The 24,001-nt window shown below is 64.6% G+C and carries 23 protein-coding genes; 14 read left to right on the top strand and 9 right to left on the bottom strand.

Going from position 1 to position 24,001, the window contains the following annotated elements:
• The first annotated feature begins 11 nt into the window (after positions 1–11).
• The gene (locus tag KCN53_RS15035; RefSeq protein WP_088713155.1) at positions 12–287 is read left to right on the top strand and encodes a metal-sensitive transcriptional regulator; all 276 of its coding nucleotides are present in this window, start codon (positions 12–14) and stop codon (positions 285–287) included.
• Between the two features lie 79 nt (positions 288–366).
• Here KCN53_RS15035 and nhaA read toward each other — a convergent pair whose 3' ends face one another.
• From nhaA to uvrC, 3 genes are all read right to left on the bottom strand, one after another.
• On the bottom strand, positions 367–1,560 hold the full coding sequence (nhaA, locus tag KCN53_RS15030; protein ID WP_088713154.1) for a Na+/H+ antiporter NhaA: 1,194 nt from the start codon (positions 1,558–1,560) through the stop codon (positions 367–369).
• A 75-nt stretch (positions 1,561–1,635) separates the two neighbouring features.
• Positions 1,636–1,833, bottom strand: coding sequence for a YdcH family protein (locus KCN53_RS15025; RefSeq protein ID WP_088713506.1), 198 nt, complete (start codon positions 1,831–1,833; stop codon positions 1,636–1,638).
• A gap of 204 nt (positions 1,834–2,037) precedes the next feature.
• Positions 2,038–4,032: an excinuclease ABC subunit UvrC gene (gene uvrC, locus KCN53_RS15020; protein ID WP_088713153.1), complete on the bottom strand. Its 1,995-nt coding sequence runs from the start codon at positions 4,030–4,032 to the stop codon at positions 2,038–2,040.
• Here uvrC and KCN53_RS15015 point away from each other — a divergent pair.
• Both KCN53_RS15015 and KCN53_RS15010 read left to right on the top strand, forming a co-directional pair.
• On the top strand, positions 4,026–4,391 hold the full coding sequence (locus tag KCN53_RS15015; protein ID WP_088713152.1) for a dihydroneopterin aldolase: 366 nt from the start codon (positions 4,026–4,028) through the stop codon (positions 4,389–4,391). The genes uvrC and KCN53_RS15015 overlap by 7 nt on opposite strands.
• 10 nt (positions 4,392–4,401) lie before the next feature.
• Entirely contained in the window at positions 4,402–5,148 is a 747-nt protein-coding gene (locus KCN53_RS15010) for an SDR family oxidoreductase (RefSeq protein WP_088713151.1), read from the top strand.
• Between the two features lie 19 nt (positions 5,149–5,167).
• Here the strand turns inward: KCN53_RS15010 and KCN53_RS15005 are convergent, their stop codons facing one another.
• Positions 5,168–6,019, bottom strand: coding sequence for a hypothetical protein (locus KCN53_RS15005; RefSeq protein WP_088713150.1), 852 nt, complete (start codon positions 6,017–6,019; stop codon positions 5,168–5,170).
• A gap of 281 nt (positions 6,020–6,300) precedes the next feature.
• On the opposite strand from KCN53_RS15005, the gene KCN53_RS16090 reads away from it, so the two are divergent.
• The 4 genes from KCN53_RS16090 (at position 6,301) to KCN53_RS14985 (ending at position 8,907) form a co-directional block, all read left to right on the top strand.
• Positions 6,301–6,957 (top strand): energy transducer TonB, encoded by a 657-nt coding sequence (locus KCN53_RS16090; RefSeq protein WP_263435148.1) that lies wholly within the window; start codon positions 6,301–6,303, stop codon positions 6,955–6,957.
• 44 nt (positions 6,958–7,001) lie between these two features.
• Entirely contained in the window at positions 7,002–7,892 is an 891-nt protein-coding gene (locus KCN53_RS14995; RefSeq protein WP_088713148.1) for a MotA/TolQ/ExbB proton channel family protein, read from the top strand.
• A gap of 92 nt (positions 7,893–7,984) precedes the next feature.
• Positions 7,985–8,458: an ExbD/TolR family protein gene (locus tag KCN53_RS14990; RefSeq protein WP_088713147.1), complete on the top strand. Its 474-nt coding sequence runs from the start codon at positions 7,985–7,987 to the stop codon at positions 8,456–8,458.
• Between the two features lie 14 nt (positions 8,459–8,472).
• Positions 8,473–8,907, top strand: a complete 435-nt coding sequence (locus KCN53_RS14985; protein WP_088713146.1) for an ExbD/TolR family protein — start codon at positions 8,473–8,475, stop codon at positions 8,905–8,907.
• 134 nt (positions 8,908–9,041) lie between these two features.
• Here the strand turns inward: KCN53_RS14985 and KCN53_RS14980 are convergent, their stop codons facing one another.
• On the bottom strand, positions 9,042–10,268 hold the full coding sequence (locus KCN53_RS14980; RefSeq protein ID WP_088713145.1) for a polyhydroxyalkanoate depolymerase: 1,227 nt from the start codon (positions 10,266–10,268) through the stop codon (positions 9,042–9,044).
• Between the two features lie 67 nt (positions 10,269–10,335).
• On the opposite strand from KCN53_RS14980, the gene KCN53_RS14975 reads away from it, so the two are divergent.
• Entirely contained in the window at positions 10,336–11,130 is a 795-nt protein-coding gene (locus KCN53_RS14975) for a 3-hydroxybutyrate dehydrogenase (protein ID WP_088713144.1), read from the top strand.
• A 29-nt stretch (positions 11,131–11,159) separates the two neighbouring features.
• Positions 11,160–11,507: a VOC family protein gene (locus KCN53_RS14970; RefSeq protein ID WP_088713143.1), complete on the top strand. Its 348-nt coding sequence runs from the start codon at positions 11,160–11,162 to the stop codon at positions 11,505–11,507.
• Between the two features lie 13 nt (positions 11,508–11,520).
• Here the strand turns inward: KCN53_RS14970 and KCN53_RS14965 are convergent, their stop codons facing one another.
• The gene (locus tag KCN53_RS14965; protein ID WP_088713142.1) at positions 11,521–12,771 is read right to left on the bottom strand and encodes a cation:proton antiporter; all 1,251 of its coding nucleotides are present in this window, start codon (positions 12,769–12,771) and stop codon (positions 11,521–11,523) included.
• A gap of 131 nt (positions 12,772–12,902) precedes the next feature.
• On the opposite strand from KCN53_RS14965, the gene alaS reads away from it, so the two are divergent.
• Positions 12,903–15,557 carry an alanine--tRNA ligase gene (gene alaS, locus KCN53_RS14960; RefSeq protein ID WP_088713141.1) on the top strand — a complete coding sequence of 885 codons (2,655 nt, stop codon included), beginning with the start codon at positions 12,903–12,905 and terminating at the stop codon, positions 15,555–15,557.
• A 34-nt stretch (positions 15,558–15,591) separates the two neighbouring features.
• Positions 15,592–15,960: a YkvA family protein gene (locus KCN53_RS14955; protein WP_207790626.1), complete on the top strand. Its 369-nt coding sequence runs from the start codon at positions 15,592–15,594 to the stop codon at positions 15,958–15,960.
• On the opposite strand, the gene KCN53_RS14950 is transcribed toward KCN53_RS14955, so the two are convergent.
• Positions 15,957–17,771, bottom strand: a complete 1,815-nt coding sequence (locus tag KCN53_RS14950; RefSeq protein WP_088713139.1) for a cation:proton antiporter domain-containing protein — start codon at positions 17,769–17,771, stop codon at positions 15,957–15,959. The genes KCN53_RS14955 and KCN53_RS14950 overlap by 4 nt on opposite strands.
• Positions 17,772–17,903: 132 nt before the next feature.
• The gene (locus KCN53_RS14945) at positions 17,904–19,115 is read right to left on the bottom strand and encodes an NADP-dependent isocitrate dehydrogenase (RefSeq protein ID WP_088713138.1); all 1,212 of its coding nucleotides are present in this window, start codon (positions 19,113–19,115) and stop codon (positions 17,904–17,906) included.
• 276 nt (positions 19,116–19,391) lie between these two features.
• Here KCN53_RS14945 and KCN53_RS14940 point away from each other — a divergent pair, with 276 nt between their 5' ends.
• From KCN53_RS14940 to KCN53_RS14930, 3 genes are all read left to right on the top strand, one after another.
• A complete protein-coding gene (locus KCN53_RS14940; RefSeq protein WP_088713137.1) occupies positions 19,392–20,114 on the top strand; it encodes a phosphatidylserine decarboxylase in 723 nt (240 codons plus the stop codon).
• Positions 20,111–20,923, top strand: a complete 813-nt coding sequence (locus KCN53_RS14935; RefSeq protein ID WP_088713136.1) for a CDP-alcohol phosphatidyltransferase family protein — start codon at positions 20,111–20,113, stop codon at positions 20,921–20,923. The genes KCN53_RS14940 and KCN53_RS14935 overlap by 4 nt, the downstream gene beginning before the upstream one ends.
• Positions 20,924–21,156: 233 nt before the next feature.
• Positions 21,157–22,797: a long-chain-fatty-acid--CoA ligase gene (locus KCN53_RS14930; protein ID WP_317988435.1), complete on the top strand. Its 1,641-nt coding sequence runs from the start codon at positions 21,157–21,159 to the stop codon at positions 22,795–22,797.
• Positions 22,798–22,848: 51 nt separating this feature from the next.
• Here the strand turns inward: KCN53_RS14930 and KCN53_RS14925 are convergent, their stop codons facing one another.
• Positions 22,849–23,946, bottom strand: a complete 1,098-nt coding sequence (locus tag KCN53_RS14925; RefSeq protein WP_088713504.1) for a PA0069 family radical SAM protein — start codon at positions 23,944–23,946, stop codon at positions 22,849–22,851.
• Positions 23,947–24,001 lie beyond the last annotated feature (55 nt).

The following is a 24,001-nucleotide window of genomic DNA, read 5'->3' as shown; positions in this document are numbered from 1 at the left end:
AGGGTGGAACGATGAGTAGTAACCGCAGGCAGGAGAAGGTTAATCGCCTCAACCGCGTTGCGGGACAGGTGAAGGGCCTAGCCCGGATGGTTGAGGAAGACCGCTACTGCATCGACATCCTGACCCAGATGCAGGCGGTGAAGGCCGCGCTCCGCCGCGCGGAGGACGAGATTCTGAAGGATCACGCCGCGCACTGCGTCGCCGACGCCATCGAAACCGGGGATGCCGCCGCGCAGAAAGAGAAGTTCGACGAACTGATCGCGCTGTTTTCGAAGACGAAGGCTTAGCGGCCGCGGCAAGGCCTTCGCCGCCGAGCGTGAAGATGATCAGCGCCGTCCGGTTTAGGGCGGGCTCCGCGCAGAAAGGTTATTTCTCTTTGGCGGCGGGCCGCATGGGGCCGGTCGAGCCGGCGCTGCGTAGCAGGAGATATCCTGCAAGTGCGGCGATGGTGGAACCACTGAGAACGCCGAGCTTGACCGCATCCACCCGGGGGGCGTCTGCAAAGGCGAGGTTGCCGATGAACAGGCTCATGGTGAAGCCGATAGCCGCCAGCAGAGACAGGGCGTGCAGTTGCCGCCAGCTTACCTCTTCCGGCAGTTGAGCGAGACCCAGGCGAATGGCCACCCAGCCGAACCCGAAGATGCCGAGCTGCTTGCCTATGAGCAGGCCGGCCGCGATGCCCAGCGGCAGCGGGTCTAGGAAGTCGCCCAGGCTGAGGCCGGCAAGCGAAACTCCGGCGTTGGCGAAACCGAAGATGGGGATCACGAGAAATGCCACCCAGGGATGAAGGGCATGCTCCATGCGCTCCAGCGGGACTTCGCCGCGCGCGTGCATGGGGATGGTAAGGGCAGCGGCGACCCCGGCGAGCGTAGCGTGAACGCCGGATTTCAGAACGAACACCCACAGAAGCAGGGTCAGGAGAACATATGGAATGCTGCTGGCGAGGCGCATGCGGTTGCAGAGCACCAGTCCGGCAAACGCCCCCGCTGCCCCGGCGAGCATCGCGACCTCGATCTGGCCGCTGTAGAAGATGGCGATGATCAGAATGGCGCCGATATCGTCGATGACGGCGATGGCGAGCAGCAGCGCTTTCAGCGCGGCAGGAACGCGCGACCCCAGAAGCGACAGGATGCCGAGTGCAAACGCGATGTCGGTCGCTGCCGGAATCGCCCAGCCGGACATGGTCGCGGGATTGCCGCCGTTGAACAGCAGGAAGATGATTGCGGGGACGGCCATTCCGCCGATCGCAGCGATGAGGGGAAGCGAAGCGCGATCCCAGCTGCTGAGCTGACCTGCCAGGAGTTCACGCTTCACCTCCAGGCCAACGAGGAAGAAGAACACGGCCATGAGGCCGTCGTTGATCCAGAGCAGCGATGGCTTGTCGATGGAGAACGCCCCGGCGCTGATCGCGATCGGCAGCTCGAGCGCGGCCGCGTATGTGCCCGCGAGCGGACTATTGGCGACCACCAGTGCAAGCGCGGCTGCGGCAATAAGGACGATTCCGCCCGCGCTTTCCTTCTGCAGGAATTCACGCAGCATGGGTGCGTAGGAGATCGGCATGGCGTCCGCTACCTTCGGTTTCAGCGATGGGGGAGCAGTTCAGGCCTCTTTGAAAAGACCTGAACTGCGAGAATGTTAAGCCGGCTGTAGCTGCGGCTGTGGCTGCGGCGCGGCCGTGCGCGCGGCGCGGTGAAGCAGGTCCTTCACTCTCAGCTTCATCCGCTTCAGCCGGGTCAGCGCCAGATTGTCCGGCAATGGACGCTTCAGCTCACGACGTAACTCGTCGTCAATTCGCTGGTGCATCTCGTTAAGGCGAAAAATTCGGGCCGTCATCGTCAGTCTCCTCTCAGGGAAGGCGTTTCGATCGATCGGTCTCGCCGATGCCCATTCAGAGGAGTACGACCTCGCCCTTAGCGCATCGGCAATTCCGATGCGGTCCGACATCACGAGCGCTCGAAGAGGCTCGCCAGAGGGGCCCGGTCCGCACGGTATGAACTGGGAATCCGGCGAATTGGTTTCAATGGCGGGGCGGGAATCTCACCCCGCGGGGTGGAAATGGTCATAGACCTTTCGCGCGACCGTATCCGAAATCCCCGGCGCATCCATCAGCTGGTCGAGCCCCGCGGATCGCACGGCCTTGGCGGTTCCGAAATGCATCAGCAGCGCGCGCTTTCGTGCCGGACCGATGCCCGCAATCTCATCGAGCGGCGAGGCGCCGATCGCTTTCGACCGCTTCGCGCGGTGCGCGCCGATGGCGAAGCGGTGCGCTTCGTCGCGCAGCCTTTGTAGGTAGAACAGCACGGGGTCGTTCGGCGGCAGGGTCAGTTCGCGGCCGTCTTCCATGTAAAAGGTCTCGCGCCCGGCATTGCGGTCCGGTCCCTTCGCCACGCCCACCATGGGAATGTCCTCGACGCCGCATTCCTGCGCGATCTCCATCGCCGCCGACAGCTGGCCCTTGCCGCCGTCGATCAGCACCAGGTCGGGCCACTGACCCTTGGACTTGTCCGGATCGTCCTTCGCCAGCCGTGCGAAGCGCCGCTTAAGAACATGCCGCATCATGCCGAAATCGTCCCCCGGCGCGATGCTCTCATCCCTTATGTTGAACTTGCGATAGGCGTTCTTCTGGAAGCCTTCGGGCCCGGCCACGATCATGGCGCCGCCTGCGTTCGTACCCTGGATATGGCTGTTGTCGTACGTTTCGATACGCTTCGGCGGCTCGTCGAGCTCGAACAGTTCGGCGACCTGCCGCAGCAGCTTCGCCTGAGTCGTCGATTCGGCAAGGCGCCGGTCGAGCGCTTCCACGGCATTGCGCTGGGCTTGCTCGACCAGCTTGCGCAGCGGGCCGCGCTGCGGGCGTTTGATCGCCACCTTGCGCGTCGCGCGTTCGTTCAGGGCCTCGGCGATCAACTCGCTTTCGGGAAGCTCGCGGTCGAGCAGGATCTTCGGCGGCACGGGCATGTCCTCGTAGAACTGCATGACAAAGGCGCTCAAGACGTCAGCCAGGTCTTCGCCGGTGACATTCTTGGGGAAGAAGGCGCGGTGACCCCAATTCTGTCCGCCGCGAATGAAAAAGGCCTGGATGCAGACCTGGTTCGCCTTTGCCGCGAGCGCGATAACGTCGGCATCGCGCGCGCCCTCCGCCGTGCCGGACTGGCCCTGGATGAAGGTCAGCGCGCGCAGCCGGTCGCGGTAGACGGCGGCGAGCTCGTAATCCTGCTTCTCGGCGGCCTCCTGCATGGCGTCGCCCAGCTTGCGCTGGACTGCCTGCGACTTGCCGGCGAGAAAGTCCTTCGTGTCGCGCACAAGCTCCGCATAGCCGTCTTCGTCGATCTTGCCGGTGCAGGGCGCGGAACAGCGGCGAATCTGGTGCAGCAGGCACGGACGCGATCGGTTGTTCATGTAACTGTCGGAACAGGAGCGGAGCAGAAACACCTTCTGCAGTGCGTTCAGCGTCCGGTTCACCGACCCGGCGCTCGCAAATGGCCCGAAATAGATGCCCTTGCCGCGCCGCGCGCCGCGATGCTTGCGGATTTGCGGGAAGTCGTGATCCTCGCGCAGGAAGATGAAGGGAAAGCTCTTGTCGTCGCGCAGCAGCACGTTGAAGGCGGGGCGAAAGCGCTTGATCAGCTGGGCTTCCAGCAGCAGCGCCTCGGCCTCCGTATGGGTGGTCACCACCGTCATCGAGCGGGTGAGGGCAACCATGCGCTGGAGCCGTTTGGGCAGCTGCTTGATCTGCGTGTAGTTCGTTACGCGCGCGCGGAGGGATCTCGCCTTGCCGACATAGAGGACGGTGCCCTCCGCATCCTGCATGCGATAGACGCCCGGCCGGCCCGGCAGCGTCTTCACGACATTGCGGATGGCCGCCGCGCCCAGTTCCAGGTCGGGCGTATCCTTGCCGCGTACGGCATAGGTCGCCTGCTCCTCGGAGAATCGGTCGGGGCTTTGCGGGCTGTCGGTCACGATATGCTGGATTTGGGCCGCCCGGCACTGGACCGCAAGGCGCGGCTGCGCGTAAGGGCGGCGCCATGACATCGACCCTGCAATTGCAGGTACAGGACGTCGAACTGATGGTCCTGACCGGCATCTACTCCGAGGAAACCAAGCTTCCGCAACTCCTGCGCGTGTCGGTGTTCGCCGATCTGGACGCGCCGGACCGCTTCACGCACGACATGAAGCTGTCGGAGTCGAAGAACTATATGGACCTGAAGGATGCGGTGCTGACCGTCTGTCCCGAGGGCGTGCACTTCACCCTGGTCGAGGCGGTGGCCGACGCCATCATCGACCGCCTGCTCGAGGACGACCGCGTCAGAAAGGCGACGGTGCGCATCGTGAAGGTGGCGATCAGCGAGAATGGCGAATCCATCGGCATCGAGAGGATGCGCAGCCGGTGAGGCGCGCCCGGTGAAGCTTGCGCTCGTCACCGGCGGAACGCAGCGCCTCGGGGCGGCCATCGCGGCGCGCCTGGCGGCGTCCGGCTATGCGCTCGCCTTGCACTATCGCAGCGAGGGCGAGCTGGACCGCGAGCTTAGCGCGGCAATCCGGCGCGAGGGTGTCGCGGCGCGCGAGTTTTCGGCGGACTTCGGCGAGGAGGGCGCGCCCGCTCAGTTGATCGATCGGGTGCGCGGCGAATTCGGGCACGCGCCGACACTGCTCGTCAACAGCGCCAGCATGTTCGGCAGCGACGATTTCGAAACGACGGGGCTGGCCGCGCTGACGGAACATTTCCGGGTGAATGCCGCCGCGCCGATCCTGCTTGCGCAGTCTTTCGCTTCTGCGCTGGGCGGGACGGCGGGCGCGGTGGTGAACATTCTCGATCAGCGGCTCGTGCAGCCTCATGGCGACAATTTCGCCTACACCGTGGCGAAGTTCGCGCTCGCGGGCGCCACCGAGATGCTGTCGCGCATTCTCGCCCCGGGGATAAGAGTGAACGCCGTAGCTCCCGGCCTCACCCTGCCGACCGGCGACTATGACGGCGCGCAGCTTGAGAAGGTGCGGAAGGCCATGCCGCTCGATCGCCTGCCGTCACCGGAGGAGATCGCGGACGCCGCGGCGTATCTGGCCGACGCCTCCTCCGTGACCGGCCAGACCATATATGTCGACGGCGGAGCGCGGCACCGTTACTTCCCGCGCGATTTCGACCGGCTGTAGCGATGCTTCGCGCGCGACCTCAGCGCAGCGCCGCCTGTTCGAAGTTCCGCTCGCACCCGCCCAGCGCCTCGCGCGCGGCCTGATAGTCGGCGCGCAGGGCGTCGGCGTCGCGGCTTCCCTCCAGCACCTCGCCGGGCAGGGATTCCGGCAGCGAACAGGCGAGCACGAGCGCTGGGAGCGAGCCGCGCTCCGGCGGCGGTGCATTCGGGTCTATGATGTCGCCGGTTGCCACGCTCACCCGCGGCGCCTGACCCGGGCGGCGCAGTACGACCAGCGACAGGGGACGCCCTTCGCCCGTTCGGACGAAAATCTGGCTTTCCGATTCGCCGGCGATCGTTCCCGGTACGTGAAAAGCGGACGTGACGGCGGCGTCGCCGAGGGTCAGTCCCCGCATCTGGGCGCGGTTGTTCAGAAGCTTTCGCACGGCCTCGTCCGTCCCGCCGGACCATGACTGCTGGCCATATTTGTGCGCCAGCGCGAATTCGCCAGGGCGGTGTTCCGGACCGAGGAACAGCATCACCTCTTCGCCTTCGAGGCGCGGGGCCCGGCCCCGCCGGGTTTCAGGTACGTCCACGAGATACCGGATATCGCCGGGAACAGCGCCCGGGGCTGCCAGCACGGCCACCACCTCGGCCTCGACCAGCAGACGCCGAAATCCCGGAGCGAGACCCGGCGCGCGCTCTGCGCGGACCTCGTCGGTATCGGCAATTCTGGCACGCACGATCGTGGCCGCGGCGAGGGTGAGTTCGGCGAGATCCGCCGTCGCGGCGACGGGAATCTCCACCGCCGGCTGGGCTTGCAACGGGAACGTAACAATCGTTGCGCTGCTCGCAACGAAAAGCGCTAGACCGCTGACGGATCTGAAGAACATCCGGAAATCCCCTCTTAATTCCTGCACATATTGGCGCCGATCGAAGGCGAACTGGCATTTCGTATACTAATTTGATCTCTGACTAGAAACGCGCTTGCGGGCCCAAAGGGGCCAAGTTAGGACAATCGGCAATGGGACAGGGAGAAGCGAACCTTTCGGGGTTCCGGCATTTTCGTTTCAGCTCCTGTTCGATTTCTGTAGAGAGCGGTCTCTAGGGGAGACCGCTGTAACTATCGTAGGGAGTGCCGCCGAGCGATATGGCTTATGCAGATGAACCAGGGATGAGCACCAAGCGACTGATCTCGCTTGTTCTCGTCGGCCTGATTCACGTTTTTCTTGGATATGCGGTCATTTCCGGACTGGCCTTGAAGGCCGTGAAGGTAGTGACCGGACCGCTCGAGACCTTTGAGGTCGAGGAGCCGCCCGAAGTCGAGGAAGAACCGCCGCCCCCACCGGAGCAGCTGGAGGAAATTCCGCCTTATGTTCCGCCGCCCGACGTGGTCGTGGAATCGTTGCCGCCGCCGCCGGCGCCGGTGACGACGGTACGGACGCCTCCGCCGCCGGCCCCGCCGCCGCGCGTCGTGGTGCCGCCGGCCCCGCCGCCTCCGCCGCCGCCGCCGCCGCCGCCTGCTGGCCCGACGCGCGATCCTCGACCGATCACGAACCGGGGCAATTTCGGCTTCGGTGCTCAGGATTATCCCAACGCCTCGGCCCGCGCCGAAGAAGAGGGTACCGTGACGATCTCGCTGTTGGTGGATACGCGAGGCCGCGTGGTGGACGGATCCTGCCAGGTGGTTTCATCGAGCGGCTTCGACCGTCTCGATCGCCAGAGTTGCCGATTGGCCGAGCGCCGGTTCCGTTTCGAACCCGCCCTCGACAACGGCGAGGAAGTGCAGGCCCGCTTCACGCAGGCCTTCCGCTGGCAGCTGCCTGACTGAGTTCAAACAGACGTAGTAACGAACCTTCTCCAAAGGGGATAAAGATGACCTTCAACTTCGCATCGCTCGCCGGCAAGGCGACCATTGCGGCCGGCGCCCTTCTCGTAAGCGTTCCCGCCTATGCCGCTGAAATCGAAACCGACAATCCGTACGGCCTGCTGCCGGCGCTGAAGCAGGGCGGCCCGATCGCCTGGTTCCTGTTCGGCGTTCTTCTGATCATGTCGCTCGGCACCTGGTACATCCTGTTCACCAAGTATCTCGACCAGCGTCGCATCATGAAGGAAGCGAAAGAGGTCGATAAGAAGTTCTGGAGCGCGCCGAGCCTTCGCGAAGGTGCGTCCAAGCTGCCGAAGAATTCGCCCTACCGCATGATCGTCGACGACGGCCTGCGTGCTTCCGAGCACCATGAAGGCCGCCTGACCGACAAGATCGACGAACATGAGTGGGTGACGATGTCGCTCGAGCGCTCGCAGGCCTCCATCGCCGCGAAGCTCGCCGGCGGTCTCAGCTTCCTCGCGTCCGTCGGTTCGACTGCACCGTTCGTCGGCCTGCTCGGCACCGTCGTCGGCATCTACCGCGCCCTTATCGGTATCGGTGTTGCCGGTCAGGCGTCGATCGACAAGGTCGCCGGTCCGGTCGGTGAGGCACTCATCATGACCGCGCTCGGCCTGTTCGTCGCGGTTCCGGCCGTGCTTGCCTACAACTGGCTGCTGGGCCGCAACAAGGACGTGCTGAAGCACCTGTCGCACTTCGCCGACGACGTGCACGGCTTCCTCGTTTCGGGCAGCCGCGTCAGCACGACGACGACCTCGGCAGCGCCGAGCAGCGCGACGGCGGGTGTCCGTAGCGCGGGTACGGCGTCGACCGGTTCGACGACCAAGACGCCCGGCACGACGAACCCTGCCACGACGACCACGACCAAGAAGACCAGCTAAGCCGGATGGCGAACCGGCGGCGCGTCATGTGCTGCCGGTTCGTCCCGCTTCGCTAGTTTTGTAAGACAGGTCACAGACGGGAACCCTACCCTATGGGAATGTCAGTCGGAGAAGCAGCAGACGACGCGCCGATGGCGACGATCAACACGACGCCGCTCGTGGACGTCATGCTCGTTCTTCTCATCATCTTCCTCATCACCGTTCCGGTGGTCATTCAGACGGTCCCGCTTGAGCTGCCCAATGTGCGGTCGACGGCGACCACGACGAAGCCGGAAAATGTCAGCCTTTCGGTCAACGCCCAGGGCGACGTCTTCATCGGCCAGGCCCGCATGGACGATTATGAGGAGCTGCGCCGGACGCTGGTCGCACGCCTTGAGGAATATATCGATGAGGCCGGCGGGCCCGGGAACGTCACGGAACTTCCCGAGGTTCATATCCGCGGCGATGCAGGCGTCGAATATCAGAATATCGGCGGCGTCATCTACACCGTACAGCGTGCGGGCTACATCAAGATCGCGTTCATTTCCGAGCCGCCTGCCGGCAACGTTTCGCGCGCGATTTACTAGGAGGCTAGCACACCATGGCCATTTCAATGGGGAGCACGGGCGGCGACGCGCCGATGGTGGAGATGAACACCACGCCGCTGATCGACGTCATGCTCGTGCTCCTGATCATGTTCATCATCACCATTCCGATCCAGACGCACGCGGTGAAGCTCGACCTGCCGGTCGATTCGCAGGATCCGCCGCCCGAGGATGTGGTCGATCCTGTGATCAACCGCATCCGCGTCGACTTCCTGAACGAGATCTACTGGAACGATCAGCAGGTCTCGCCGTCGCAGCTCGAGGCGTATTTCCGTCAGTCTGCGGACATGGATCCGGAGCCGGAAATTCACATTCGTCCGGACGCGCTCGCCCGCTACTCGGTGGTCAGCGAGATCATGGCTTCGGCCTCGCGTAACGGCGTGACGAAGATCGGCTTCGTCGGCAACGAGGCGTACGCCAGCTTGCAATAGGCGGTACCGCATCGAGACATCAAAAAGGGGCGGGCCCGGCGGGCTCGCCCCTTTTTTCATGCCGGAAACAGTCTTGAGTCTGCCGTGGGTCGGCGCCCCTGTTGATCGAGTCGGCGCGCCAGCAGCTCGCGGCGTCACGAACCGTGGGTGCGGATGAACTCCTCGACCACCGGGGCAATCTGCGTGCGCCATTTGGAGCCGTTGAAGATGCCGTAGTGACCGACACCTTCGGCCATATAGTATTTCTTCTTCTCGTCGGGCAGGTTCTTCGCCAGCGTCAACGCTGCCTTCGTCTGGCCGATGCCGGAAATATCGTCACGTTCGCCTTCGACCGCCAGCAGCGCGACACCGGTGATTGCGGAGGGGTCTACCGGCTTGCCGCGATGGGTCATCTGGCCCTTGGGCAGCAGGTGCCGCTGGAATACGACGTCGACCGTCTGCAGGTAGAATTCCGCCGTCATGTCGCAGACAGAGCGATATTCGTCGTAGAAGATCTTGATGCGTTCGGCGGAGTCCTCGTCGCCCTCGATCAGATGTTTGAACATCTCCCAGTGGCTCATCATGTGATCGCCCAGGTTCATCGACATGAAGCCGCCAAGCTGCATGAAGCCGGGATAAACCTGCCGCATGGCGCCGGGATAGTAGGCCGGTACCGTCGCGATGGCATTCTGTTCGAACCAGGCATGCGGCTTGTTCGTCGCCATGCCGTTGACCGAGGTGGGGCATTCACGCGTGTCGATCGGCCCGCCCATCAGCGTGACGGTGGCGGGCAGGGCTTCGTTCTTCTGACCGCTCATCAGCGCGACGGCCGCATAGACGGGCACCGAGGGTTGGCAGACGGCGATCACATGCGCGCCGGCGCCGATCGTCTCGAGGAACTGGATGACATAGTCGATGTAATCGTCGAGATCGAAGCTGCCTTCGGACAGCGGCACCAGTTTCGCGTCGCGCCAGTCGGTGACGTAGACGTCATGAAGGGGGATCATCCTCTCGACCGTGCCGCGTAAGAGAGTGGCGAAGTGTCCCGACATGGGGGCGACGATCAGCACGCGGGGCTGGCCCTTGTTGCCGCCATCCTTCTTCACGAACCGCTTTAGCTGGCCGAAGGGCAGTTGCAGCGCGGTTTCTTCGGTCACTTCGTAGGTCTTGCCGTCCCATTCGACTTGTTCCAGACCGAACGGCGGCTTGCCGCGGGGTTCGGCAGCGTGTGCGAACACGTCGAGCGCGGATGCCAGCACCAGTCCGCCGCCGAAATAGGCGAAGGGGTTTGCCGGATTCGTCAGCATGTTGGCGGTCATCTGGGCGGTTGCACCGGCGCCGGCCAGCATGGCGCGTTGCATCTCGTAGGCGGAATACAGCATATGGTCCTCCGGATAAGGCGGCTTTTGTGCGCTGCAACATCAACGAATGCAAGAGAGGCGTGGCTCCATGACAATCTCGGGTCTGCAGGGGCGTACTGCCCTTATAACCGGTTCCACCAGCGGCATCGGGGCCGCCATCGCTGAAAAAATGGCGGCGGCCGGCGCGAATGTCGTCCTGAACGGCTTCGGCGACGCCGGGGAGATCGAGGGCCAGCGCAGCGCTCTCGAGCGCGACCACGCTATTCGCGCCATCTACATCAACAAGGATCTTTCGAGCGGGTCCGAGTGCCGGGCGCTCGTCGCCGAGGCGGCAGCGCAGCTCGCGCCGCCCGACATTCTGGTCAACAATGCCGGCATCCAGCACGTCGCCGCCATCGACGAGTTCCCGCCGGAAAAGTGGGATGCGATCATCGCGATCAACCTGACGAGCGCGTTTCACACGATCGCCGCCGCGCTCCCGGCGATGAAGGACGCGGGCTGGGGCCGCATCATCAACATCGCGTCGGCGCAGGGTCTTGTCGGCAGTCCGTTCAAGTCCGCCTACAACGCGGCGAAGCACGGCATCATCGGGATGACCAAGTCGGTTGCGCTTGAAGTGGCGCGCACGAAGATCACCGTCAACGCCATCTGTCCGGGCTATGTGCGGACACCGCTCGTCGAAGGGCAGGTGGCCGACCAGGCCAAGGCGCACGACATGTCGGAGGAAGAGGTGATCGAGAAGGTCATCCTCGATGCGCAGCCCAACAAGGAATTCGTGGAGCCCGGTCAGCTCGGCGACTTTGCGGTGTTCCTGTGCACCGAGGCGGGCAGCAGCTTCACGGGCGCGGCCTTGCCCATGGATGGCGGCTGGACGGCACGCTAAGGCTGGATGGAGCGAAGGGGAGGGCCACAATGGCAAAGCTGAAGCTGAATTATGTCGAACTGCCGGTGACCGACAGCGAACTGGCGGCGAGCTTTTACGAGAAGGCGTTCGGAGTGGATTTCGAGCGCTTCGGCCCGACCTATGCCGGAACGGTCAAGGCTCATGCCGACCTGGGCCTCGACGGCGACAGTCACCTGACGGCGCCGCTGCCGAACTTCGAGACCGACGATCTCGAGGGCGCACTTGAACAGATCGAGGCGGCGGGCGGGAAAATCGTCCACCCGATCTTCGAGTTTCCCGGCGGACGACGGTTTCATTTCGCCGACCCCGATGGACATGTGATCGGCGTCTGGCAGCCGGCCGAGGAGGACGACTGAGCGCTTCGTCCGGCTAGCCTTGAGAGGGTTCAGACGGGTCCGCCTTCGTGAGCTTGCCGTAGAGCCGCGTGAGCGGCGTCCCGGTAACCCCATGAACAGCGACCGAGAAGGTGATGGTCAGGCTGATGAGCGGCCATAGCACCGGCGAGGCGCCGTGCTTGGCGGCATAGGCGGCGTAGAACAGCGCCGCGACGCCGACAGGTCCGAACCACCCTGCGAACAGCGCCTCCCTGCCGCTGGTGTAGGGCCGGCCCACCAGTTGCAACAGCAGCCAGACCGGCGCGCGCCGGAACAGGATGAGGGCGCCGGCCGCTGCGAAGAGCGGCCAACCATGTTTCAGCCAGTCGCCGACGGGCAGGATCAGGCCGAACAGAATGAACACCGGAAGGGTCAGCGAACGGTCGACGGCATCCTGGAAATGCTCGTGCTGCTCCTGATGTTCGTCCGCCATGGCCTGGTTCAGGACCAGACCGGCGACGAACACGGCGAGGACGCCGTCGGCGTGCATCAGCGCCGCCGCGGCGAGCGCCAGGAAGGCGAGCGCGAGCGTAATGCCGGTGAGCGCCTTCTGTTCGCTGAATCCGTGTTTGTGACCGACAGAGAAAACGCGGCCCGTGACCTTTCCCAGAACCCAGCCAGCCAGCAGCGCGGCCAGCACTTCCCAAGCGAGGATGGCCAGCGAGCGCTGGGCGTCACCGCCGCCTGGGTCCATGAGGAACAGGGGCAGCAACACCATGGGGAGCGCCAGACCGTCATTTGCGCCGCTTTCCGCGGTGATCATGTTCGGCGTGCGCGGCGGCAACTGCTCGTCGGCGAGGCGTCCCGCGACGATGCTCCGCGCGAGCACCGGGTCGGTGGGCGTGACGATGGCGCCGGCGAGCAGGGCCATAAGCAGCGAGAGGTCGAGGAACAGATAAGCAATCCCCGCGGACGCCGCCCATATCAGCGCCATTCCGGGAAGCAGGATCCATCCCATGGCTTTCCAGTGGCCGCGGAAATAGCCGGGTGGCAGCGACAGAGCGGCGCTCATGACGGACAGCGCCAGCGTTGCCCGCGCCATCTGCTCTACCCAGGAGGCGTGAGCGTCGTTTGCGACCGGATCGAGCGATGCGAGGTGAAGGCCGTATGGCCCCAGCATCAGGCCTACCGCCACGCAGACCATCGCTTCAGAGCCCCACAGCTTCGTCTTGATCCAGCCGCTCGTCAGGGTCAGCACCAGAACGGTGCCGGCCGCGATGGCGAGGGCGAGGTTGACGGTCTCCATGCTGCCGGACGGCTAAGCGTGGCCGGCCGCCGCCCGCAACTACCTGGATGCCCTGTGCAAGACCATGACCTTGCGCGCGGATTGCGTTCCCGGCTTTCACCCGCCGCTGCTCTGCACTACATGCCACCGCTATGACCGCAACGAACGACATCCGCCGCAGCTTCCTCGACTATTTCGCCTCGGACGCCCACGAGATCGTGCCGTCGGCGCCGCTCGTTCCCCAGAACGATCCGACGCTGATGTTCGTCAATGCCGGCATGGTGCCGTTCAAGGACGTCTTCACCGGGCGCGAAACGCGCGGATATTCCCGCGCCACCTCGGCTCAGAAATGCGTGCGCGCGGGCGGCAAGCACAACGACCTCGAAAATGTCGGCTTTACGGCACGACATCATACCTTCTTCGAAATGCTGGGGAATTTCTCCTTCGGCGATTATTTCAAGGCGCAGGCGATCGAGCATGCCTGGACGCTGATCACGAAGGAGTGGGGCATTCCGGCCGAGAGGCTGACGGCAACGGTCTTCCATACCGACGACGAGGCGTTCGACCTGTGGCGCAAGATTTCCGGACTTCCGGAAGAACGCATCATCCGCATCGCGGGCAGCGACAATTTCTGGTCCATGGGCGACACCGGGCCCTGCGGGCCGTGCAGCGAACTGTTCTACGATCATGGCGATCATATTCCGGGTGGTCCCCCGGGAAGTCCCGACGAGGACGGCGATCGTTTCGTCGAGATCTGGAACCTGGTTTTCATGCAATATGACCAGAAGGCGGGCGGCACACGGATCGACCTTCCCAGTCCCTCGATCGACACCGGGATGGGGCTGGAGCGTATCTCGGCCGTGCTTCAGGGAACGCACGACAATTTCGACATCGACCTGTTTCGTGCGCTGATCGACCATGCCGCGGATCTGGTGAAGACGCCGCGAGACGGCGAGTTCAAGCAGTCGCTGCGCGTCATCGCCGACCATGTCCGCTCGTCCGGCTTCCTCATTTCCGATGGCGTGTTGCCTGCCAATGAGGGGCGCGGCTACGTCCTGCGCCGCATTCTTCGCCGCGCCATCCGCCACGCGCATCTCGCCGGCGCGGACAAGGCCGTCCTTTACAAGATCGTGCCGACGCTGGTCAGCGAGATGGGTGCGGCCTATCCCGAACTGGTGCGCGCCCAGTCGCTGATCGAGGCGACGCTGGAGCAGGAGGAGCAGCGCTTCCGGCAGACGCTCGACCGCGGGCTCCGCCTGCTCGACGAGGCCACATCCGGCCTGGGTACGGGCGATACGCTTCCCGGCGACACCGCCTTCAAGCTCTATGACACCTACGGCTTCCCCTACGACCTGACCGTCGACGCCCTGCGTCCGCGCGGAATCGGCGTCAACCGGGAAGGCTTCGAGGCCGGCATGGCGGAACAGAAGGCGCGGGCCCGTGCGGCCTGGGCCGGGTCGGGCAGCGCGGCGGAAGACACGCTGTGGTTCGACATCGCCGAGCGCGAGGGCGCCACCGAGTTTACCGGCTACACCATCCACGACAGCGACGGAAAAGTGGTCGCCATCGTCAAGGACGGCGCGGAGGTGGAGAGCGCGTCTGCGGGCGATGAGGTCGAGATCGTCGCCAATCAGACACCCTTCTACGGCGAGAGCGGTGGACAGACCGGCGATTCGGGCACCATCGAGGGCGAGGGTCTGAAGATCGAGGTGTCGTCCACCTCGAAGCCGCTCGGCCGCCTCCACGTGCACAGGGCAAAGATCGTCGAGGGTTCGATCGCGGTCGGCGATACGGCCCGCTTCCACGTCGATGCCGAGCGCCGCACGCGAATTCGTGCGAATCACAGCGCGACGCATCTGCTTCATGCCGCGCTGCGGCGCGCGCTTGGCGATCATGTCACCCAGAAGGGCTCGTTGGTTACCGAGGACCGCCTGCGCTTCGACTTTTCGCATCCGAGCGCGCTGACCGCCGAGGAAATCGCCGAAGTCGAGGCCGACGTGAATGCGCAGATTCGCGGTAACGAAGAAGTCGTCACCCGGCTGATGACGCACGAGGACGCCATTGCCGCAGGCGCGATGGCGCTGTTCGGCGAAAAATATGGCGACGAAGTGCGCGTCCTGTCGATGGGCCGGCACTCGGACGCAGATTATTCGGTCGAACTGTGCGGCGGTACCCATGTGCGCGCGCTTGGAGATATCGGGCTGTTCAAGATCGTCAGCGAGGGCGCAGTGGCCTCGGGCGTACGCCGGGTCGAGGCGCTGACCGGAGAGGACGCGCGCCGTTACCTCAGCCAGCAGGAAGACCGGCTGAAGTCGGTCGCCTCTGCCCTAAAGACCTCGCCGGCCGATGTGCCGGAACGCATCGTTTCCCTGGTCGAGGAGCGCAAGCGGCTGGAGAAGGAGCTTGCCGAGGCGAAAAAGAAGCTGGCGCTTGGCGGCGGCGGGTCCGGGGCGGCGGCCGAGGACATCGGCGGCGTGCAGTTCCAGGGCCAGGTGCTGGAGGGCTTCGAACCCAAGGCCCTGCGCGAGGCCGCGAACGATGCCGTACAGCAGATCGGCAGCGGGATCATCGCCTTCGCCACATCGTTCGAGGGCAAGGCGAGCGTGATCGTCGGTGTCTCGGAGGACCTGCAGGACAGCTATGATGCAGCTGCGCTGGTCCGGCAGGGTGTCGAGGCAGTCGGCGGAAAGGGCGGCGGCGGCCGCGGCGGCTTCGCCCAGGGCGGCGGTCCGGATGGCGACAAGGTCTCGAGCGCCATCGACGCCATCCGCAGCTCGATTGCCGAGGCGACCGCCCAGGCCGCCTGATGGGCCGGACCGCCTGTGTTCCGGACGGTCTGATTTGCTTGACCGGCTGAAGGGCTGGGCAGGGAGGCTGCGCGCGAGCCTCCTTGCGCTCTGGCTGGCGAGACGGACCGCGGGCGTGCCGCGCCGGGCAAAGCTTCTCGCCGTTCTGGTGACAGGCTATGCGCTGTCGCCGATCGACCTGATCCCTGACGTCATCCCCATCCTCGGCTACGCCGATGATCTGCTCGTCGTGCCGCTCGGGATCTGGCTGGCGATCCGGATGATCCCGCAGCCTGTCTGGGCTCGCCTGCGCAAGGAGGCTGAGACTGCGTCGGCACCCCCCGCTAGCAGGATCGCGGCCGCGCTCGTGGTCAGTTGCTGGGCTGCCGCCGCGCTCTACGCGGGCTGGCGTCTCGCCGGCTAGGACCGGTCCTGGCCAGTGGCGGCGGGTTCGCCGCCATCGACCGTTCCGATCCGGCTCGCCGCCTTCAGCGGTTCCCGGGAGATACCCGGCACGGCACGCTTGATCTGTTCGCGCTGGATTTCGCGCATTTCGTGGATCGAGGCGATAACGGGGCCCATCGGCTTGCCGATGTCGACCAGAACGGCCTCGGCAAGTTGCAGCGAACTTTCCAGCGTCTCGGGAACGGCATCGGTGACCCCGGCGCGGTACAGTTCGGCGGCGTGGTCGCTGTCGCGGGCACGCGCGACGATGCAGAGGTCGGGAAAGTCCTCTCGCACCGCCTTCGTCGTCGCCACCGACTGTACCGGATCGTCCATGGTGAGGACGAGTGCCTTGGCCGCGCCAAGCCCCATCATCTCGAGGATCTCGTGCCGTTCCAGGTCGCCGAGGACGGTCGGGTGCCCCTTCGCGCGCGCCGCGTTCACAGCCTCTATATCGGCATCCACCACGACGAAGTCCTCGTCATGTTCCGACAGCATGTCGGCGACCAGCCGCCCGACACGGCCATAGCCGGCAACGATCGTCCGCGGCGATTCCTGGTCCTCGTCGAAGACGGCGGAGCCAGTCTGGTCCTGCAGGCCGAGCTGCCGCTCTGTCTGCTGGCCCAGCCGGGCGAGGAACGGCGTCGCGGTCAGGCCGATGGCGGTAACGATCTGCCAGAAGCTTGCCATTTCCGGACTGACGAGCTGTGCGGCGGTTGCGGCGCCCAGCACGATCAGCGTGGTCTCCGAGGGGGAGGCCATCAGTACGCCCACATTGGCGGCGAGGCCGCGCGGGGCGCCGTTAAGGCGCAGCAGCAGGCCCGTCACCAGCGCCTTCAGCGCCATCACGCCGACGACCGCGGCGATGATCCAGTACCACTGGTCCGCGATCAGGGCGATGTCGATGCTCATGCCCACGGTGATCAGGAAGATACCGAGGGCAAGGTTCTTGAAGGGCTCCATCAGCACTTCGACCTGCGCGCGGTACTGGGTTTCCGCGATGATCAGGCCTGCAACCAGTGCCCCGACGATCGGTCCCACGCCGGCGATCGAGGTCGCCAGGCTGGCCGCCATCACGACCACCAGGGAGGCGGCCATGAACAGCTCCGTGTTCTTTGTAAGCGCGGCCTGATGGAACATGCGCGGCAGGATCAGCCGGCCGGCGATCCAGATGACGGCGACGGTGATCGCGCCCGACACCATGGTGCCGACGAAATCGGCAACATCCTCGCCCGCGACGGGGCTCAACGCCCCCAGCATGAAGACGATGGGGACGAGGGCGACATCCTCGAACAGCAGCATCGAAAAGGCGGCCTTGCCGACGCGGCTTTTCGTGCCCGTCATCGGCAGCACCACTGCCGTGGAGGAGAGGGCAAGCGCGAGGCCGAGTGCGATGGAGGTGCCGGTGTCGAAGCCGATCAGCTTCAGGGTTCCGCCGATCACGCCGGCACCGACCAGGACCTCGCTCGTGCCGATGATGAAGACGAGGCGCCGCAACTCCCACAGGCGCTTTACGCTCAGTTCCAGGCCGATGGCGAACAGGAGGAGGATGATGCCGAACTCCGCGAACGGCTCTATGACCTCCTGGTCCGATATCGAGACATAGGTCAGCCAGGGGACCGATCCCTGCAGCTGCCCGAGACCCGCCGGGCCAATCAGGAACCCGACGACGATGAAGCCGATGACGGGATTGATGCGGGCGCGGGCGAAGGCGGGGATGATCAGACCCGCGGATCCCAGAATGACGAGAGCGTCGCGAAATCCGGGACTGTCGAGTGTTTCAGCGGCCATAGGTGTTATTATGCACCTTAAACCCGCGCCGTCAGTGGCAAAATTGCCAAGAGGTCAGGAATTTCCTCACACTCGTTCCGGTTACCCGGCCTTCGCCTTCGATGAAGGCCGGGCAGAACCGGTGATCTGTAGTTAACCCATCGCTTTTTCGAGGTTGGTGCGGATGGCTTCGAAGAACTGCTCGGTCGTCAGCCAGGCCTGGTCCGGACCGATCAGGATGGCGAGGTCCTTGGTCATCTCGCCGCCCTCGACGGTTTCGACGCAGACGCGTTCCAGCGTTTCGGCGAACTCGGTGACTTCCGGCGTGCCGTCGATCTTGCCGCGATGCTTCAGGCCGCCTGTCCAGGCGAAGATGGAGGCGATCGGGTTGGTCGAGGTCGCCTTGCCCTGCTGATGCATACGGTAGTGGCGCGTCACCGTGCCATGGGCGGCCTCCGCTTCGACCGTGTCGCCGTCGGGCGTCATCAGCACCGACGTCATCAGGCCGAGCGAGCCGAAGCCCTGTGCAACGGTGTCCGACTGCACGTCGCCGTCGTAATTCTTACAGGCCCAGACGAACTTGCCGCTCCACTTCATCGCCGCGGCGACCATGTCGTCGATCAGGCGGTGCTCATAGCTGATGCCCACCTTCTCGAACTGCGCCTTGAACTCCTTGTCGTAGATTTCCTGGAACAGGTCTTTGAAGCGCCCATCATAGGTTTTCATGATGGTGTTCTTGGTCGACAGGTAGACCGGCCACTCGCGGTTGAGGCCGTAATTCATGCAGGCGCGGGCGAAGTCCCGAATGGAATCGTCCAGATTGTACATGCCCATCGCCACACCGGGGGAGGGGAACTGGAAGATTTCCTTTTCGAAGGTCTCGCCGTCCTCGCCTTCGAACTTCATCGTCAGCTTGCCCGGGCCCGGAATGTACATGTCGGTCGCGCGGTACTGGTCGCCGAACGCATGGCGGCCGATGACGATGGGATCGGTCCAGCCCGGGACGAGGCGGGGGACGGACTTGATGACGATGGGTTCGCGGAAGACGACGCCGCCGAGGATGTTGCGGATCGTGCCGTTCGGCGACTTCCACATCTTCTTCAGATCGAATTCCTCGACGCGCGCCTCGTCGGGCGTAATCGTGGCGCACTTCACGCCGACGCCATGTTCCTTGATCGCCTTGGCAGCGTCGATGGTGATCTGGTCGTCGGTCTCGTCGCGCTTCTGGATCGACAGGTCGTAATATTTCAGGTCGACGTCGAGATAGGGAAGGATCAGCCGTTCGCGGATCCACTCCCAGATGATCCGGGTCATCTCGTCGCCATCGAGTTCGACGACGGGGTTTTTGACCTTGATCTTGGGCATGGAGCGCGTCCTTTCGGGAAGCCTGTTGGGGAATATATATGATTGGCCCCGGCTCTATTGCCCGCCCGTGGGGGAATCAACTCCGCTAACGGTGCGCATGCGCGTCCGTTGTGTTGCGCCATGAAGGCGCGCTACAGTAGGCGCATGAGCGATACGCCCGACAAGCCGGACGAACCGGCCCCCCGACCGCCTTCCTCTCCGGCCTCTCCCGGGGGCGAAGGTTCTGCACCTGCGCCGGGTTCGCCGCCCGCGCCTGCGACCGAGAAGGCGGCGGAGATGCCGCCGGCGAACGACATCGAGGCGGCGAGCTACCAGTTTCCGAAAATGCATCCCGAGGGAACGAAGTTTGTCGCCATCGGCGTCGTTCTCACCCTGTTCTTCTGGTTCGTGGCCGACTGGGACATTCTCGGCTGGCTGATGGCCGGCGTGACGGGCTGGATCTTCACCTTCTTCCGCGATCCCGTGCGTGTGACGCCGGCGGGCGAAGGCCTGATCGTCTCACCTGCCGATGGCCTTGTTTCGCACATCCGCACGGTCCCGGCGCCGCGCCAGCTGGCCGGCCCGGACATGCTGGGCGAAACGAGCTATACGCGCATTTCGGTGTTCATGAGCGTCTTCGACGTCCATGTGAACCGGTCGCCCGTGGCCGGTATCGTCCGCCGCATCGCCTACGTTCCCGGTTCATTCGTCAATGCTGAGCTCGACAAGGCCTCCGAGGATAATGAGCGGCAGTATTTCCTGATCGAACAGGGCGACGGCACGCGGGTCGGTGTCACGCAGATTGCGGGCCTGGTCGCGCGGCGCATCGTGAAGTTCGTGCGCGAGGACCAGCAGGTCGCTGCGGGCGAGCGTATCGGCCTCATCCGCTTCGGCAGCCGCGTCGACGTCTATCTGCCGGCCGGCTATGCGCCGCAGGTTGTCCTAGGACAGCGCGCCATCGCGGGTGAGACCGTCCTTGCCGTGCGCGGCGGTGCCGAACGCACGGGAACGGCGGCTTGACCCCGTCCGGCGAGCGCGGGGAGATTCCGGTGCGGCGCGTGCTGCCGATCCGCGCCCTGATCCCGAACGCCATCACCATCGCTGCGCTGTGCGCGGGGCTGACTGCCATTCGCCTGGCAATCCAGGGCAATTACCAGGGCGCAGTCCTCGCGGTCGTCCTGGCCGGCCTCCTCGACATGCTCGACGGGCGCGTCGCGCGGCTGATCCGCGGGTCGACCCGCTTCGGCGCAGAGCTCGACAGCCTATCCGACAATGCCGCGTTCGGCGTGGCACCTGCGCTGATCATTTATTTCTGGACGCTTCACGAACTGCCGCGCTTCGGCTGGATCATCGCGCTGGCGCATGCGATCTGCGCTGCCTTGCGGCTCGCGCGGTTCAATGCGCAGCTCGACATGGACGACCAGCCGCACAAGCGTCACGGTTTCCTCACCGGCGTTCCGGCACCCGTGGGAGCGGGCATCACCCTCACTCCGCTGTTCCTCTATTTCTGGCTCGAGCCGCTCAGCTACAACATCAACGAGCCCCTGCTCGGGGCAGGGGCCGCAGCGATCGTAACGGCGCTCAGCGCCTTTCTGATGATTTCGAACGTACCGACCTTCAGTTGGAAGTTGGTGCGTCCGAGCCGGAGCCTGCGTATCGCGGTACTCCTGTTCGTGGCACTTTATGTCGGTGCCCTTCTGGAGGCGCCGTTCATGACGCTCGCCCTTACGTCGGTACTTTACGTCCTCACCATACCGTTCAGCATGCTGAGGTACCGGAAGGTCAGACGGCGTGCGCAAGCCGAGGCAGCGTCGCCGGCTCGTCCATGAGGAGTGAAAGTAGCGCGGTGCGCCGGGAGGCCAGCATGGCGGCGGTTCCCCCGAACCCCAGGACGATCAGAAGCAGCGTCAGCAGTGCGGCAAAGGCATACATAAGGACATCTCCCTTTCCCGGCTGAATGTTCACCTTTTGTTCTACTCTGTCAAGCGGCAAGTGAATTGACCGTGCGCAGCCGCGCGCGCTAGCGTGGAACGCGCAGAAACAAGAGGTTTTGGGAGGATCGATGATGCTTGGCGGAATGCAGGACTGGCCGCTTCTGGTCTGGAAACTGATCGACCATGCGGCGACCAATCATGGCAGCCGCGAAGTCGTGTCGCTGACTTGCGAGGGGACCGAGCACCGGTCCAACTGGGCCGAAGTGCGCGAACGCTCGCTACAGGTCGCGTCGGGCCTTTCGAAACTGGGCATAGGGCGCGGTGACCGCGTTGCGACGCTTGCCTGGAATACGCATTGCCATGTCGAATGCTGGTACGGGATTTCCGGCATGGGCGCCGTCGCGCACACGGTGAACCCGCGCCTGTTCGAGGAACAGATCGTCTACATTCTCAACCATGCCGGCGACCGGGCGCTGTTCTTCGACCTGACCTTCGTGCCGCTCGTCGAGAAGATCGCGCCGCAGCTGAAGACGGTCGAACATTTCATCCTCATGACCGACGCTGCGCATATGCCCGCGGATAGTTCTCTGGACCTGACCTGTTACGAGACCTTCGTCGCGGAGGCGCCTGCCGGCTATTCCTGGGCCGAGGTCGAGGAAACGGCTCCCGCCGGACTTTGCTATACCAGCGGCACGACCGGCAATCCGAAGGGCGTTCTCTACACCCACAGGTCCAACGTCCTTCATACGTTCGGCGGAATTTCGAAGGACGCACTCAGCCTGGGCTCGAGCGACGTCGCCCTGCCGGTCGTTCCCATGTATCACGCAAACGCGTGGGGCATGCCTTACGCGACCGCGGCTGTCGGCGCGAAGCTGGTCATGGGCGGCCCGCATTTCGACCCGGAGACGCTTCACAAGCTGATGCTGAAGGAGGGGGTCACCATGACCGCGGCGGTCCCGACCATCTGGCTCGGCATGCTGCAATATCTCGAGAAGACCGGCCAGGATCTCGGTGCGCTCGAACGTGTCGTCATCGGCGGGTCGGCCTGTCCGCGCTCCATGATCGTCGCCTTCAAGAAGAAGTACGGCGTCGACGTTTTCCATGCCTGGGGCATGACCGAAATGTCGCCGCTGGGGACCGTCGGAACGCTCTCGGCCTCTGCGGCGGCCCTCAACGAGGAGGCGCAGTTCGACATCAAGACGAAGCAGGGCCGCGCCATCTTCGGGGTGGAAATGAAGATCGTCGACGAGGACGGCAACGACCTCCCGCGCGACGGTAAGGCCTTCGGCCACCTGCTCGTTCGTGGCCCTTGGGTCGCGGAGGAATATTTCGGCGGTGATGGCGGGGTGATCGTCGACGAGGACTGCTGGTTCGATACCGGCGACGTCGCGACCATCGACTCCGAGGGCTACATGCAGATCACCGACCGCTCGAAGGATGTGATCAAGTCGGGCGGCGAGTGGATTTCGTCCATCGAGCTGGAGAATGAAGCCGTGGGCGCCGAGGGCGTGGCGGAGGCTGCCGTTATCGGCCTTCCGCATCCGAAGTGGGACGAGCGGCCGCTGCTGGTCGTCGTGCCGCGCGAGGGGGCCTCGCCCACGAAGGAAGCCATCCTCTCTCATCTGGAAGGCCGGATCGCCAAGTGGTGGATGCCCGACGACATCGTTTTCGTCGACGAAATCCCGCACACGGCCACGGGCAAGATCCAGAAGACGGCGCTGCGCGAACAGTTCAAGGATTACGAGCTGCCCACTGCGAAGGCCGCCTGACCTCCCGGGGACGGGCAGGTCTGGGCAGGGACTGGCCAAGTCTGGGGACCGCTAGAGAAGGCGGGGCTGGGCTGACAGGGCGGACGGATCGAACAGGTCCGTGCGCAGGTTCAGCCGGTTCCCGCCCAGTCCCAGCGCCCGCTTCTTGCGCTCGAACCGCGCCTTCAGCGTCGCGGCGTACGCCCCCTTCGGATTGTACCGCTCGAAAAAGCGCGCTTCATTGTCCTTCCCCCCGCGCATCTCGCGCAGGTGGTTCATGACCCGCGCGGCGCGGTCCGGATAATGGACGGCCAGCCACTCGCGGAACAGCGGCGCCACTTCGTGTGGCAGCCGCACGACGATCGAAAAGGCGCCGCTCGCCCCCGCCGCAGCGGCCGCTTCCAGAATGGCCTCGATCTCGTGATCGTTGATCGCCGGTACGATTGGGGAGACGGACACATGCACCGGCACCCCCGCTGCCGACAGCTCGCGAATCGCCGCGAGGCGCCGGCCCGGTGCCGAGGCGCGGGGTTCCATACGGCGCGCCGTTTCGGGCACCAGGCTCGTGACGGACAGCATCACCGCCGACAGGCGCCGCTTCGCCATCCGCGCAAGCAGGTCCAGATCGTCGAGCACGCGCGCGGATTTGGTCGTGATCGTCACCGGATGGTGGCACTCATCGAGAATTTCCAGAATCATCCGGGTGATGCGGTACGTTCTTTCGATCGGCTGATAGGGGTCGGTATTGGTGCCGAGCGCCATAGGCCGGCATTCGTAGGACGCACGCTGCAATTCCCTTCGCAAGAGGTCGGGGACGGCGGGCTTCGCGGTCAGCTTGGTTTCGAAGTCCCGGCCGGGCGACAGACCCAGATAGGCATGGGTGGGGCGCGCGAAACAATAGACGCAGCCATGTTCGCAGCCGCGATAGGCATTCACCGAGCGGTCGAACGGCACATCGGGCGACTGGTTGCGCGTTATGGCGCTGCGCGGGGTTTCCAGCGAGACATCGGTACGCAGCGGATCCGGGTCGGCATCGTCGTCGCCCGCGTCCGCCGTACGCTGATCCAACCAGTCGCCATCCGCTTCGCGAACGATGCTGTCGAATCGCTGGCTGAGCCCGTTGGAGGCTGCACCGCGCCCCTTGCGAACCATATGGGAATCATTCGCCATGAGAAAGAACATACCATGAACGAAGAGAGAGGAAAGGGGTGGTTGTCGCCGCTCG

The organism is Pacificimonas aurantium, assembly GCF_020092905.1.
Classification (GTDB): domain Bacteria; phylum Pseudomonadota; class Alphaproteobacteria; order Sphingomonadales; family Sphingomonadaceae; genus Pacificimonas; species Pacificimonas aurantium.
This window is presented reverse-complemented; position numbering and strand designations above follow the sequence as displayed.

Excerpts from the sequence above, each read along its gene's own strand:
- KCN53_RS15035 (WP_088713155.1), top strand. The coding sequence starts at position 12 with ATGAGTAGTAACCGCAGGCAGGAGAAGGTTAATCGCCTCAACCGCGTT.
- nhaA (WP_088713154.1), bottom strand. The coding sequence starts at position 1,560 with ATGCCGATCTCCTACGCACCCATGCTGCGTGAATTCCTGCAGAAGGAA.
- KCN53_RS15025 (WP_088713506.1), bottom strand. The coding sequence starts at position 1,833 with ATGACGGCCCGAATTTTTCGCCTTAACGAGATGCACCAGCGAATTGAC.
- KCN53_RS15015 (WP_088713152.1), top strand. The coding sequence starts at position 4,026 with ATGACATCGACCCTGCAATTGCAGGTACAGGACGTCGAACTGATGGTC.
- uvrC (WP_088713153.1), bottom strand. The coding sequence starts at position 4,032 with ATGTCATGGCGCCGCCCTTACGCGCAGCCGCGCCTTGCGGTCCAGTGC.
- KCN53_RS15005 (WP_088713150.1), bottom strand. The coding sequence starts at position 6,019 with ATGTTCTTCAGATCCGTCAGCGGTCTAGCGCTTTTCGTTGCGAGCAGC.
- KCN53_RS16090 (WP_263435148.1), top strand. The coding sequence starts at position 6,301 with ATGAGCACCAAGCGACTGATCTCGCTTGTTCTCGTCGGCCTGATTCAC.
- KCN53_RS14995 (WP_088713148.1), top strand. The coding sequence starts at position 7,002 with ATGACCTTCAACTTCGCATCGCTCGCCGGCAAGGCGACCATTGCGGCC.
- KCN53_RS14990 (WP_088713147.1), top strand. The coding sequence starts at position 7,985 with ATGGGAATGTCAGTCGGAGAAGCAGCAGACGACGCGCCGATGGCGACG.
- KCN53_RS14985 (WP_088713146.1), top strand. The coding sequence starts at position 8,473 with ATGGCCATTTCAATGGGGAGCACGGGCGGCGACGCGCCGATGGTGGAG.
- KCN53_RS14980 (WP_088713145.1), bottom strand. The coding sequence starts at position 10,268 with ATGCTGTATTCCGCCTACGAGATGCAACGCGCCATGCTGGCCGGCGCC.
- KCN53_RS14975 (WP_088713144.1), top strand. The coding sequence starts at position 10,336 with ATGACAATCTCGGGTCTGCAGGGGCGTACTGCCCTTATAACCGGTTCC.
- KCN53_RS14970 (WP_088713143.1), top strand. The coding sequence starts at position 11,160 with ATGGCAAAGCTGAAGCTGAATTATGTCGAACTGCCGGTGACCGACAGC.
- KCN53_RS14965 (WP_088713142.1), bottom strand. The coding sequence starts at position 12,771 with ATGGAGACCGTCAACCTCGCCCTCGCCATCGCGGCCGGCACCGTTCTG.
- alaS (WP_088713141.1), top strand. The coding sequence starts at position 12,903 with ATGACCGCAACGAACGACATCCGCCGCAGCTTCCTCGACTATTTCGCC.
- KCN53_RS14950 (WP_088713139.1), bottom strand. The coding sequence starts at position 17,771 with ATGGCCGCTGAAACACTCGACAGTCCCGGATTTCGCGACGCTCTCGTC.
- KCN53_RS14945 (WP_088713138.1), bottom strand. The coding sequence starts at position 19,115 with ATGCCCAAGATCAAGGTCAAAAACCCCGTCGTCGAACTCGATGGCGAC.
- KCN53_RS14940 (WP_088713137.1), top strand. The coding sequence starts at position 19,392 with ATGCCGCCGGCGAACGACATCGAGGCGGCGAGCTACCAGTTTCCGAAA.
- KCN53_RS14930 (WP_317988435.1), top strand. The coding sequence starts at position 21,157 with ATGATGCTTGGCGGAATGCAGGACTGGCCGCTTCTGGTCTGGAAACTG.
- KCN53_RS14925 (WP_088713504.1), bottom strand. The coding sequence starts at position 23,946 with ATGGCGAATGATTCCCATATGGTTCGCAAGGGGCGCGGTGCAGCCTCC.